The sequence below is a fragment of the Microcoleus sp. Pol7_B2 genome (assembly GCF_036701035.1).
Taxonomy (GTDB): Bacteria; Cyanobacteriota; Cyanobacteriia; order Cyanobacteriales; family Microcoleaceae; genus Microcoleus.
Map to the genome: position 1 here is coordinate 51,169 of NZ_JAUBQB010000010.1, position 12,613 is coordinate 63,781.

13 protein-coding genes are annotated in these 12,613 nt (G+C 47.9%); 5 read left to right on the plus strand and 8 right to left on the minus strand.

From position 1 onward, the window contains the following. The first annotated feature begins 301 nt into the window (after positions 1 to 301). The gene (locus tag QUA57_RS06195; protein WP_006634893.1) at positions 302 to 583 is read left to right on the plus strand and encodes a YiaA/YiaB family inner membrane protein; all 282 of its coding nucleotides are present in this window, start codon (positions 302 to 304) and stop codon (positions 581 to 583) included. A gap of 95 nt (positions 584 to 678) precedes the next feature. Here the strand turns inward: QUA57_RS06195 and QUA57_RS06200 are convergent, their stop codons facing one another. From QUA57_RS06200 to QUA57_RS06210, 3 genes are all read right to left on the minus strand, one after another. Continuing rightward, positions 679 to 1,149 (minus strand): ferredoxin, encoded by a 471-nt coding sequence (locus tag QUA57_RS06200; RefSeq protein ID WP_333060461.1) that lies wholly within the window; start codon positions 1,147 to 1,149, stop codon positions 679 to 681. 77 nt (positions 1,150 to 1,226) lie between these two features. Then, positions 1,227 to 1,613, minus strand: coding sequence for a DUF1257 domain-containing protein (locus QUA57_RS06205; RefSeq protein WP_242716193.1), 387 nt, complete (start codon positions 1,611 to 1,613; stop codon positions 1,227 to 1,229). Between the two features lie 39 nt (positions 1,614 to 1,652). Further along, entirely contained in the window at positions 1,653 to 1,862 is a 210-nt protein-coding gene (locus QUA57_RS06210; protein ID WP_015176940.1) for a DUF2997 domain-containing protein, read from the minus strand. 606 nt (positions 1,863 to 2,468) lie between these two features. On the opposite strand from QUA57_RS06210, the gene QUA57_RS06215 reads away from it, so the two are divergent. Beyond that, positions 2,469 to 2,978, plus strand: a complete 510-nt coding sequence (locus QUA57_RS06215; protein ID WP_333250998.1) for a serine hydrolase domain-containing protein — start codon at positions 2,469 to 2,471, stop codon at positions 2,976 to 2,978. Positions 2,979 to 3,298: 320 nt separating this feature from the next. Here QUA57_RS06215 and QUA57_RS06220 read toward each other — a convergent pair whose 3' ends face one another. The 4 genes from QUA57_RS06220 to QUA57_RS06235 all read right to left on the minus strand — a co-directional run bounded on the left by QUA57_RS06220 (position 3,299) and on the right by QUA57_RS06235 (position 8,812). After that, on the minus strand, positions 3,299 to 4,591 hold the full coding sequence (locus tag QUA57_RS06220; protein WP_333060460.1) for a response regulator: 1,293 nt from the start codon (positions 4,589 to 4,591) through the stop codon (positions 3,299 to 3,301). Between the two features lie 60 nt (positions 4,592 to 4,651). Beyond that, the gene (locus QUA57_RS06225) at positions 4,652 to 7,162 is read right to left on the minus strand and encodes an ATP-binding protein (RefSeq protein ID WP_333060459.1); all 2,511 of its coding nucleotides are present in this window, start codon (positions 7,160 to 7,162) and stop codon (positions 4,652 to 4,654) included. 27 nt (positions 7,163 to 7,189) lie between these two features. Further along, on the minus strand, positions 7,190 to 7,978 hold the full coding sequence (gene modA, locus QUA57_RS06230) for a molybdate ABC transporter substrate-binding protein (RefSeq protein ID WP_333060458.1): 789 nt from the start codon (positions 7,976 to 7,978) through the stop codon (positions 7,190 to 7,192). A gap of 99 nt (positions 7,979 to 8,077) precedes the next feature. Beyond that, the gene (locus tag QUA57_RS06235) at positions 8,078 to 8,812 is read right to left on the minus strand and encodes a class I SAM-dependent methyltransferase (protein ID WP_333060457.1); all 735 of its coding nucleotides are present in this window, start codon (positions 8,810 to 8,812) and stop codon (positions 8,078 to 8,080) included. Positions 8,813 to 8,864: 52 nt separating this feature from the next. Between QUA57_RS06235 and QUA57_RS06240 the strand changes: the two genes are divergently transcribed. Together QUA57_RS06240 and QUA57_RS06245 are read left to right on the plus strand one after the other, a co-directional pair. Then, positions 8,865 to 9,011, plus strand: coding sequence for a DUF1348 family protein (locus QUA57_RS06240; RefSeq protein WP_333060456.1), 147 nt, complete (start codon positions 8,865 to 8,867; stop codon positions 9,009 to 9,011). A gap of 434 nt (positions 9,012 to 9,445) precedes the next feature. Further along, complete coding sequence (locus QUA57_RS06245; RefSeq protein ID WP_333060455.1) at positions 9,446 to 9,817, plus strand: hypothetical protein; 372 nt, start codon at positions 9,446 to 9,448, stop codon at positions 9,815 to 9,817. A 13-nt stretch (positions 9,818 to 9,830) separates the two neighbouring features. Here the strand turns inward: QUA57_RS06245 and QUA57_RS06250 are convergent, their stop codons facing one another. Beyond that, positions 9,831 to 10,703: an ABC transporter permease gene (locus QUA57_RS06250; RefSeq protein ID WP_333250993.1), complete on the minus strand. Its 873-nt coding sequence runs from the start codon at positions 10,701 to 10,703 to the stop codon at positions 9,831 to 9,833. 238 nt (positions 10,704 to 10,941) lie between these two features. On the opposite strand from QUA57_RS06250, the gene QUA57_RS06255 reads away from it, so the two are divergent. Then, a complete protein-coding gene (locus QUA57_RS06255; protein ID WP_333060453.1) occupies positions 10,942 to 12,270 on the plus strand; it encodes a pitrilysin family protein in 1,329 nt (442 codons plus the stop codon). The last annotated feature ends 343 nt before the right edge of the window (positions 12,271 to 12,613 follow it).

A 12,613-nucleotide genomic window follows, 5' to 3' on the forward strand; every position in this document is an offset into this window, starting at 1 on the left:
ACCGCTGCATAGAGTCAAACTCTCGTTAGTGGAGGCGGACTGGGAGAAGTAAGGTGCTCTTCGGCGCACCTTACGCTATTTTGAGAAAAAACAAGCTTTCGTTAGTGGAGTTTTCAAACTGTCCACTCGCTGCGCGCCTTCCTTGAAGCTCAAACCCTATCTATAGCGTTGAAATATTTAGTAAAAAGCCCGATCGCACTGTTCACTTATCGAAACTGTCCCCTGCTCTCCTGACCGCTTCACTCACGCTATCTATTCTTTAAGTTAATGAACCAAAAGATATATTGGACTTAGAGGCACTATGCAGAAACAAATCATACGCCAAAAAGATACTAATGCTTGGATACTTCAGTGCTGGCTTTCTTTTATTCTTGCCCTTTCCGCCACTACTGTAGGTATCATTTATTTACAGGTAGACCCCTGGCAAAAAGCTTTTATGGGTATGGGTTTAACTTTTTCAGTCGGCTCGTCTTTTACTTTAGCAAAAACCATTCGCGATAACAACGAGGCATCAACATTAACTGCCAGAATCGACGAAGCTAGAGTTGAGAAAATTCTCGCTGAGCACCATCCTCTCAAATAAATTTGAATTATACAATGTATACAACAAACAGCCCGGGCGGGCTGTTTTTGTTGTTTGAGCCACAGGTTTCAAGCTGCGGATGGGAATTGGGGATTTCAAGGGCTACCTTTGAACTTACGATCGCGCAACTTATTCTTTTGTCGCTGGCGAATACCGGCCTTAACTGTCGCCATATCCACCGGAAAACCAACGACAGGCATCACCTGATCCTTGCGTTCTTCTTCCAGATTCTTGAGTTCGGTGTAATCAACCCAGTGAATGCAATTCACCGGACAAGTGTCGATCGCCTCAGCAATCACCTCTTCAGAATCCCCGTCTTGTCGAACTACGCGCGATCGACCGTAATCCGGTTCAATATAAAAAGTATTGCGAGCAACGTGAGCGCAGTGCTTGCAGCCAATGCAGGTAATCTCATCAACATAGACACCTTTTTGGCGCAGCACACCGCCCAATTCTGGTTCCAAACCAGAGCGATCGGGCGCATCCCGCAAAAAACCCCCCAACTCCGGCTCTAAACCAGAGCGATCGCTTGCTGTATCTATTCCGAGTCCAGAAAGCTCAGACATTTAGACCCCCACAATAGTAAATAAGTCCGCGAAAGCGGACTTTGATGAGACAAGATTGCAAAAATCTCGAAAAATTATTAAGCGCACCAGCGTTGCACCACCAAGCGGAGCGAACCGTCTTGATTTTGCTTTTGCTCAGAAATTTGGAAACCCTGCTTAGCGCTTTCATTCACCACAGTATGGTAAGCGTAGCGCTGAGTCACCTTATTCAGAAAACGGTCTACAGACCAAGCTTGCTGCCAAAACTGCAAGTCAGCCACTAATTCATACTCAGTCCCGTTCCAGCTAAAACCTACGTCGTAGCCGTTTTTTTGCTCAATCACGACCTCAGCGGTGCTGGTTAGGCCGCGATAGCCGCGCACCTCAGTCGGGCCCGACTTCCAGTCGATACCCAAGTCAGTTAAAGCAGCTTCCAAAGAATTCAAATTGCGGATCTGGGTCTTAATTTGGCTAAAATGTGACATGGTGGTTCCAAAAAAACTTAAGTGAACTCAACAAAAAAATTACCAATCGCTAAAAGCCACTTGGGCCGTCGCTTCGGCTGACTGATGCAGCGCTTGCGTGAAATATTCAGATGTTGACTCTTGGTGAAGCACCACGCCGAGCTGAGCTTCAATTGCAGCCGTTACCTCAGCACAGGAAGCACCGACAATGCCGGTGACTGTTTCCTGTACGCGGCCATCTGGATAGATCACAAACTCTAGTGTTTCCATAATTCGGGCTGACTGAATAGGAATATTGAGAACAGACACCGACACCAGCAAGCCAGGGACGATGCCTCCTGAAGTAGCTTCTTGAGAGTTGGCTGACTGACAAAGCGCTATATCAATTTTGACGAATTGATAGGTTTTGAGTCACAACTTAACAGAACTTATTAATATGTAGAAGCAATACATCAGTTGTATGTAAAGTTTCGCGTAGATCGTGACAGCAGTCAAGTCATACATGAGTGGTGAATATTCGCAACCGCTATTTGGGATCGATCGTCGGGGAGGGAGGATGAATCGCGAGATAGTAGACCGAGGCTAAAGTGCCGTGTACTTCGCCCTACAGATAGTAAGCTGTTGGGCATCTAAATTTTATTTTTCGGGCGGGCGGGACACCCCACAAGAATTCTATCGGAAGTGACGGTAAAACTTAGATGCGTCGGGGCTTATCTGTTCGTAAGTTTCGTAAACGTAAAATACGATCGCGCGTTAGATACCCAAATTCTTAAAAAAGTCTGGGTTCTGGGTCTTCTGTTTTTCCTGCAGGATTACTTATCAATTAGCGCTAATTAAATAATCATGAATTATCAATAATAGTCTAAAATCGATCGAATTACGCAGGATTATCTAAGCAAGAGAGAAAAACTGGCTTTAACGATCGGAGTAGTTGGCCAAGGACATCATTACATCAAAGGATTTGGCAACCTCAGCGACACCGTTTCTGCTATTCCTAATGCTGGTACAATTTACGAAATCGCTTCTGTAACTAAACTATTTACAGGAACTGTTCTGGCGAAATTAGTGAATGATGGCACTGTCGATCTACACGCTCCGATTCGTCTCTATTTGCCCCTAGAAGTCATCAACCAGTTAAATCGTGCCGTCCAATCTATCACCCTGCAACAGTTAGCAACCCATACCTCTAGACTACCCAGTTTACCAGACAGTTTCCTGGAAGAAATTCAATATCCCAGCAATCCTTACCTTGACTACACGGCGCCGGAAATGTATGCAGATTTAGCAGAAATCACGCTGCTGAGCGAACCCGGTCAAAGCTACGAATACTCTAACTTTGGCATGGGCTTGTTAGGACGAGATCGATTGCTGAAACCCTTGCTCTGATTACCTCTGCCCTGCCTCCTGCCTCCTGCTATAGCTATCCTCTCGAATTACGGTGATGCAGCAAAGGATGATTTCTCGGTGGATGAAATGGGGATAACGATATTAATGGAACTAGCTTCGCAGTAGCGCCAGCTAATACATCCAGGAATTATACAAAAAATAGTTTAATGCGTTACCGATAGGGGTTAAGGTGCGTAATGCACAGCCTACAGTATTAGTTTGTGAGTAAGTCCTATTACCATAAAATCCTAATTACTATTCTCTAAGATAAAGAGTATTCCAATTGATTGATAATTGTTGCCGCAACCGTAACCGTTCTTTTAAGCAACCTGTGCCATGACCTGTCGCAGCGGAATCTGTACGACAAACTCAGTGCCCTTCTCCAGAGTGGAATCACACTTAATCTTGCCGCCGTGTTTTTCAGTAACGATTTGATGACTGATCGACAGTCCCAAGCCAGTGCCTTTGCCCACGGGTTTGGTGGTGAAGAACGGATCGAATAGTTTAGAGCGAATGAGTTCCGGGATACCGACTCCATTATCGGCAATGCTAATCGCGATCGAGTTACCACTACCGATCGAGGTGCTGATGGTAATAGTAGGTTGTTGGTTATCCCTGACACCTGATGTCTGCAAGGCATCGATCGCATTACTGAGGATATTCATGAATACCTGGTTGAGTTGACTGGGGTGGCATTCGACCTCCGGTAATTGCCCGTAGTTTTTGATGACTTGGATGGCGGGAAAATCGGGTCTGGCTTTCAGACGGTGTTGCAAAATCAACAGAGTGCTGTCGATACCTGCATGGATATCAACGGGTTTGCAGTCGGCTTCATCAAGGCGGGAGAAGTTGCACAGGGAGAGCACGAGTTGGCGAATCCGATCGCTCCCCATTTTCATCGAACCCAGCATCTTCCAAAAATCCTCTTGCAAAAATTCCAGATCCAGGTATTCTGCCCGCTCTCGGATTTCTGCTACCGGATTGGGATAGTGCTTCTGGTACAGTTGCACCAAATCCAGCAGCTCCTGAGTGTATTCTTTGACATAGTTCAGGTTGCCTTGAATGAAATTCACCGGGTTGTTGATTTCGTGTGCCACTCCCGCCACCAATTGGGCTAGGGCAGACATTTTTTCACCTTGCACTAGATGCACTTGGGCTTGCTTGAAACTTTCTAAAGCTTGGTTGAGTTCGTTGGTGCGCTGTTCCATAATCCGGGTGGCATTCCGCAGTTGGAGATGCACCCGAATCCGTGCCAAGACTTCTTCATGCTGAATCGGCTTGGTGATGTAGTCTACAGCACCCAGGCTCAGCCCTTTGACCTGATCCACCGAGTCGGAGAGGGCGGTCATGAAAATAACTGGAATATCGCGAGTGGCCGGATTAGCTTTGAGACGCTGACAGGTTTCAAAGCCATCGATCCCTGGCATCATCACATCCAGCAAAATCAAATTTGGCTCAGACGATTGCACTCGTTGCAGGGCAGTTTCACCATTTTTGGCGATCGCCACCCGGTAGCCCTGTTCGCTCAACACATCAAACAATACTTGCAGATTGGTTGGAGTATCATCTACGACTAAGATCGTGTTTTCTTGAGAGATAGAAGAGACTGACATTAGCAAACTCCTAAACGTATTGAAGGAATGAATGGTGCATGGTGGATCGATATTAAGTCGCTAAAGCCGTGGCTCGATTAGACGCAGAATGGCTTCCTCATCAAACTGTTGACTCAGTTCTAGAACTCGGTTCGCAAAGGCAATATATTCCGGCCCTAATTGCTTCAAGCGATGGGCTTCCTGCTGGATATCGGTCATAAAACCACCCTGAGCGGCAGCATAGAGGGTTGCCAGTTCAGCAGCAGGCGGTATTATCATGCTAACCTCATCGGCGTTGCTGACAGCGGGTTGAGTCGTCTCTGTTTCGGTTTCGTAAATCCACTGCAATTCTAGATATCGCTGCAATTCGGCAAGCAACCCACTAAACTCGATCGGTTTGGGGAAAAAGCTATTGCACCCTGCGTCCAGACTTTCCTGTATATCCACCTGAGACAGGGTAGCAGGGGAGGCAATGATGGGAGTTTGGGCAAAATCTGGCAATTGTCGCAGGCGACGGGTCATTTCTAAGCCATCCATAATCGCCATATGTACATCGGTAATAATCAAGTCGGGTCGCGTCTGGATAGTGGTATCCAAACCTGCCTGCCCATTATCAGCTTCTGTCAGCTTGAAGCCCAGCGGTTCCAACATATTCACTGCCACCAGACGGTTTTCTTCGCGATCGTCAATGACCAGAATTTTGCGTCGTTCGCCCTGATAGCCAATAACCTTGTGGTTGGCGATCGCATTTTGTGTTGTCCAATCCGATGCTGGAAGCAAGTCGATCTCAAACCAGAAATTGCTGCCCTGCCCCATTTCACTCTCGACGTGAATTTCGCTGTCCATCTTCTGGATGATTTGTTGACCGATGGCAAGTCCTAGTCCAGTGCCTTCGATGTTGCGATCGCGTTTCCCGGCCTGCTCAAAGGGTAAGAAAATCGTGGATAGTTTTTCTGGGGCAATGCCAATGCCAGTGTCCTTAATTAGGAAGCGAATTCTTGAAATTTTTGAGTTTTGAGTTTTGAGTTCTGAAGTTGAGTCTTCTGACTCCACCACTTCTACCCGAAACGTGACGGTGCCAAAATCGGTAAATTTGACCGCATTGCTGAGCAGGTTGAGCAACACTTGCCGCAGGCGTTTGTCGTCAGCATGGACAGCAGTGGGCAGGTTGCTGGCGGGCTGGTAATGAAACTCCACACCTTTTTGCACTGCCTTGACGCGGCAAATATCCACAGTAGAAGAGAGGAAGTTGGCCAGATGGAAATCCTGGGGATAGAGTTCCATCTTTTGCACTTCCAGCTTGGACAAATCTAGAATGTCGTTGATCAGGGTGAGTAAATGGGAACCGCATTGATAAATCACCCCCAATCCTTTCATCTGCTTGGCGGTGGTGGCGGGGTCGCGCTGGAGGATTTGGGTATAGCCGAGGATGCCGTTGAGGGGGGTGCGGAGTTCGTGGTTCATGTTGGCAAGAAACTCGCTCTTGGTGCGGTTGGCAACTTCGGCAGCTTCTTTCGCCCGCAATATTTGTAGTTCTGTGGACTTACGATCGCTAATATCGCGGCACACAACAACTCCCCCTTTCAATGCACCACTGGCATCTCTCAGAGGTCTGCTACTAGCTGTCAGCCAGAAGCCCTTTGGGGCCTGGCGATGACGAGTAAAGATTTCCATATTGTCTACCTGCTCACCCCGAACAGCCCGCACTAAGGGAATTTGCTCTGTTGGGAGCGGAGTTACCCCATCGGGTAGAAACAGTCCATATTGCTCCGACCATTCTTCCGGCTGGCCGTCGCTTATTTTGCCAAACATCTGCTCGGCAGCGGGGTTAAACACCAGGAATCGACCGTTTTCATCGAGAACGAGCACGCCATCGCTCATGCTGTTGAGGATTAGTTGCAACAGGCTAGTCTGGTTTTGAAACGTCTGGTTACTTTGCTGAAGGTCGGTTTCGGCTTGATTTCGCTTCAGGATTTCACTGCAAATCAGGCCGTAAGTCAACAAAATAATTCCTAGGTTGAGGGCGATGCCCACCAGAAATGCCATCATTGCCAGAAGGGTTGTGTGGGTGGCAGCTTGCTGTTTCTGCCGCCACCCTACGGTTTCCATCGCTTCGATATCCTGGGTCAGCAGCGTAATCTCGTCGAGCAGTAGTGGGGGGGTGCGATCGATGGCAGCCGCCAGCCCTTTGGTGTCCCGGAGTTCCACGCCCTGCCGGAGTTCCCCCAGGCGACGCAGGATAAATTTTTCTAGGCGCTTGGCAACTGCCTGTTGGCGGGGATCGTTCTCTAGCAAGCTTTGCAATTGTCGCAATTCTTGATCGACATCGATCGTCCGAAGCCCAAATTTCCTGAAATCATTTTTGTTTTGGGTGAGCAGGTATTGCCGCTGCATCTTTTCAGCATCTTGAAATGCACTGGTCAACGCTTCCAAACTCTTGAGCGCTTTCAGATGTTGGGCGATCAGGCGGTTAGTTTCTAAGGTGCGATTAGCGCTCGAAAATGCGATTCCACTCACTGCTAATGCCAGGAAAGTGGCTGCTCCCAGGCTCCCGGCAACGGTTTTGAGAAAGTGAGATTGTTGTTTCATCATGTCTGTCTCGTGCTTAGTTTCGTCGATCTAAGACCGCAGAGGGCGAAGTCCAAATTTTTGAAATACTGCGATTGCCCGATCGCTGCTTAAAAAGTCCAGATACGCCTGCATTTCCTGGAGATGGGGAGAGGTTTTAACCACAGCGGCACCGGAGCGAATTGGCTCATAGAGGTCGGGCGATACGGTGGCTAACACCTTGACCTTGGCAAAGGCTTGGGCTTCTGGCAGAAAGGTAATGCCCACCTCTGCCTCTCCCTGCTCGACGGCTCGCAAGACTTCCCGCACATCCACTTTTGCCCAGACTGCCTTGGACTCCACTGCCTGAAGGAGGCCTAACCGACTCAGAATGGCGTGGGTATATTTGCCAAGCGACAGGTCTTTGTTGCCTATTGCCACCGTTTTGAGGCGATCGCTCGCTAACTCGTGCAAATCAGTCAGTTGCACCGCAGAATCAGCCGCAGCAATCACCACAATATCGGTGGTCACTAACTCCCGACGGCTTTCGGGCAGAATTAGCCCTTGGGCTTGCAACGCATCCAGCGGTGCAATATCGGCGAACCAAACCCCATCAAAAGGTTCTCCCTGGTCAACGGCTGCCCGGATTAAGGCAGCTCCGGCAAATGTCGGATTCAACCAGATATTGGGGTGTTCCTGCTGATAGAGTCGATCGATTTCCTCCACGGCAGTGCGAACCATGCCTGACACAGCCAAATTGAGCGTCACCGCCTGGATTTGGGGTGCCCAGGAGCAACTACCCAGCCAGAGGGTGAGCGTCAAGGAGAAGAAGCACAATGTCAGCCATCGGAGGAGTTTCATATCAGGTTTCGTGAGATTTCAGTTTCTAAGCCCTGGATGGGGCTGTAAATTTCGGAACAGTCACTAGAGCGACTCTCGGTTGTCTTTAATATAAATTCTCTAATATAATTTCTTGGCCATGATACAAACCATTCCATTAATCATCTCGTTCTGAAGTACCTGTAAACCTATTTCAGATAGCCGATCGCACAACCAATTTTTATTGAGCCGCAGTTTTTGGTAAGAACTGGCACTGAATGACCACCGATCGCCCTGTTTTTGATAGAGTAAGTCATGGACTACTACGCTGTTTTCCTGATACTCCAAGAAACAAGTGAGGATTGTAAATTCATCACTTTGTACAGGAATAAAACGCTGAGTTCCATGAAGCTCTGCTGCAACATAATCGCGGAAACTTAAAATCAACATCCCATTCTCAATCAGCGAGCGCTCAATGTCCAAAAGTAATGAATCGACAGCACTCAATGATTCTAGGTGTGTAAGTGTGTCGCCCATGCAAACAATGAGCTGCGCCTGTTCCTGAATATGTTGCGAGAAATTAAGCAGATCGTCGTGAATGGTACGGATGGAAAGATGTTTAGCGCGATCGCGTAACTCTGAAAGTAGGGCCTCACAGAAATCTATAGCTACTACCGAAAAGCCTAATTTCGCTAAAGGAATAGATTGAAATCCTGAGCCTGCACCTAAATCAATGGCTAATCCTCGCGGTGCGGAGTCGATCGCCAATTGACAAAAAAGAGCGTGATTTCGTTCGATCGCTGCTTCAGGATTTCCTGACATCCAACTGTAAACGGCAGCAAGTTGCTGGTTATAGTGGTCTTGTGCTGTGTTCATTATTATGCTATGTTCGATGATTCCTTGAAAAGGAGCAAAATCATTCAATTCGATGGAAACTAAACCACCACTGCCGCCTTTTACGCGGGAAACTGCTAAAACTAAAGTTCAAATCGCAGAAGATGACTGGAATAGTCGCGAGCCAAAACGAGTAGCTTTAGCTTACACCGAAGATTCACCGTGGCGTAACCCTGCCTAATTTTTCAGTGGCAGGTAACAAATCAAGGCTTTATTAAAACGCAAGTGGGCAAAAGAACTAGACTACTCTTTGAAAAATTAACTGGGGAGTTTTACCGACAGCGAATTTCTGTGCGCTTTGAATAGCAGTGGTACGATGTCAGAGTGCGGATTTGTTCCTTGAAATGATCTCAGAATATCAAAGAAAAAAGGAAGAGGGAAGAAAAGAAATCCTCCCACTTTCTCACTCTCCAGGATTGCTTTCGATAGCGAGCGGGAGGATCGCACTTGTATATCATTGATATTTAACCGAATTTGATATAATTTATGTTGGGTAATCGCTTTTAATAACTTTTGTAAGTGGCTGTAAAAGCTTGCCTATTTATTGATAATAGCAAATGTAACAATTGCGGTTTAAAATTTGTCGTAAACTGATGCTTAGCTGAAAAGTTACTATTGATTATTCTGCAAAAGTATAACTTAAAAAAGCTGCAACATGGTTCAGGCATTCGCGGTATCGCCATTGAAGGCGTTCAAGACGAACAGGTTAACCGCACCCCGGAAATGGCGACTATTTTGGGGCAAGCCTTGGTGAGTTGGCTGGTGCAAAAAGTCAATAAATCAGCGGTAGAATTAACGATCGCGATCGGGCGCGACAGCCACCTATCCGGGCCAATCTTAATGCAGCCAGTCATAGCGGGTATCACCTCAGTCGGCAGCCCAGGCTACGACTTTGAAAAGGCTTCAACTCCCGCCAAAAGTTTGAGCATACCTGAACAATTTTTAGAGGAGCCACAGTATGGCTCAAATACTGTGCTTGCTGCGTAAGTTCTGAATATTGCTATTTCCTTGCCGCAGCATTGGATCTGGGGTCTAAAGCGTCTCGCAGCCCGTCGCCCAAAAGATTGAAACCCAGAACAGTCAAGGTAATCAGCAAACCGGGAAACAAAATAGTCCAAGGAGACGAAAGAGCGTATCCGCCCTTAAAAGCATCAGAAAGCATTGTCCCCAACTCAGGAACCGGCGGCTGTGCGCCCAAACCCAAAAAACCCAAACCTGCAGCTTCTAGTGTCGCCGTACCAGTCGAAAGAGTTGCTTGTACAACTAGAGGCGCGAGACTTCCCGGCAAAATGTGGCGAAAAATAATCCGCAAGTCGCTGGCGCCCAAGGCCTTGACAGCCAAAACAAATTCTTGTTCCCGCAGAGACAGCACCATACTGCGAGTTAAGCGGATGTAAATCGGAATTTGCACGAGGCTGACGGCGATAATTACGCTTTGCAGGCTTGGCCCGGTGACGGTAACAACGCCGATCGCCAGTAAAATTGAAGGGAAAGCTAGCAAAATATCGGCCAAGGTGCCGATCGCCATTTCCAGCAACCCCCGAAAATACCCCGCCACCAGCCCCAAAAGCGTTCCCACAATTAAACCCGCACCCACAGAAACCAGGCTGACGACTAAAGAGATCCCCAATCCGTGCCACACCCGCACCAACAAATCTCGCCCCAAACCGTCGGTGCCAAACCAATGTTTAGCGCTAGGAGCCACCAAGCGCGACAAATAATCTCGATCGACCGCCGGATCGTAAGGATAAAGTAGGGGGGCCAACAGTGCCGAGAGCATCAGCGCTAAAGTCAAAATTAAGCCGATTTTCCCCGAAGTCGATCGCCAAAATCGTTGAAAAGCTGGTTGTGGAAATACTAAGTTTTTATTCAATCTTCGATTTTCCATCGAATGCTGTCACCAAAAAACAGAGGACTTGGGCAACTATTAGGATAAATTAACGATCGCGATCGCAGAAATACGTTAACAAGACTTCTTCCGGGAGACCAAAAACTCGGTGCGTGTATTACCGTCCACATCCAATTGCATTTTTCGCGCCAAATGGCGAATGCCTGAGTCCTTCCTTAAAGACCCTTTAAGATATAAAGAACAAGATAAATTTAAAAGCACAATGACATCAATCCTACTCAAAACCTCAGCTCGATCGCCCCTCAACGCCCCAACAATCCGCCATTTCCCCAACGGCCTCACCGTTATAGCCGAACACTTGCCGGTCGATGCTGTTAACCTCAGCGTGTGGCTCAATTTAGGCTCAGCCGTCGAACCCGACGACATTAACGGCATGGCTCACTTTTTAGAACACATGATTTTTAAGGGAACTCCGAGCATTCCCAGTGGCGAATTTGAGCGCGCGATCGAACAGCGCGGCGCTGTCACCAATGCAGCCACCAGCCAAGATTACACTAACTATTACATCACCACAGCTCCTAAAGATTTTGCCGAACTAGCTCCCCTGCAAGTCGATGTGTTGCTCAACGCCAGCATTCCCGACGACGCCTTCGATCGAGAACGGCTGGTAGTCTTAGAAGAAATTAGACGATCGGAAGACAATCCCCGCCGCCGCACCTATCAGCGATCGATGGAATTAGCCTTTGAAGTCCTGCCCTACAAGCGACCGGTACTCGGCCCGACTGCGGTAATCGAACAGTTGACAGCCCAACAAATGCGGGATTTCCACAGCAGCAGATATCAGCCAGGGGCCATGACAGCCGTAGCTGTAGGCAATTTGCCAGTCGAGCAACTAATAGAAATTGTCGCAGACAGTTTTGCAGCAAAAAGCACAGCACAACACAACAAAATAAATGTGCCTGCTGTCGGCAACTTTCACCCAGAATCCCAAATCCTGAACTACGGCCAAGAATCGCCGTTTACAGAAACAGTCCGCCGCGAATTTGTAGACTCTGCCCTTCAGCAAGCCCGACTGATCGTGATGTGGCGAGTGCCAGGTTTCATGGAAATGTCCGAAACTTATGCCCTCGACGTTTTGGCGACAATATTGGGTCACGGCCGCACAACTCGCTTGGTTCAGGATTTGCGGGAAGAAAAAGGGCTAGTCTCGTCAATTTCGGTCAGCAACATGACTCAGCGACTTGGCGGTGTATTCTCAATTTCCGCTCAACTACCGACAGAAAACTTGGCAGCAGTGGAAGCTGCGATCGTCCAACACATCCGCACTCTCCAAACCGAACTGGTGACAGATGCCGAAATTTCCCGCATCCGCACTCAAGTAGCAAATCGGTTTATCTTTGGTAACGAAACTCCGAGCGATCGAGCAAGTTTGTACGGTTACTATCAGTCGATGGTAGGAGATATCGCTCCCGCCCTCAACTATGCCGCCTGCATCCAAGCTCAGACTGCCGAGGATCTCCGAGAAGCCGCCGTCAAATATCTCTCTCCCGACGCGATGGGTGTTGTGGTAATTCGTCCCGACGAAGCATAAATTGGTCGATCGCCTCAACAGGGCAATTCTCCCATCCCTCTGCTTTTGAGCCATCCAACGGCATTCGGCATTCGGCAGAAACAATGTCAACGCGCACCAGGCATTTTTAGTCAATAGTGCGTGAAATTCGATCGGCCCTCGCCTTGAAGGTTTTGTATCAAATAATTAATATGAAGCCTTTAAGGTACGGACGATCGGCAAAATTACCGTAATTTTATGAGACGAGAAAGTGGGAATTATTGACGAGTCAGCAATTTAGTCTAGGGAAGCCGGATGATCGGCGATCGTAATTCTAAAATCTAAAATCTAAAATCTAAAATCTAAAATCGATTGCTCGGCAAAA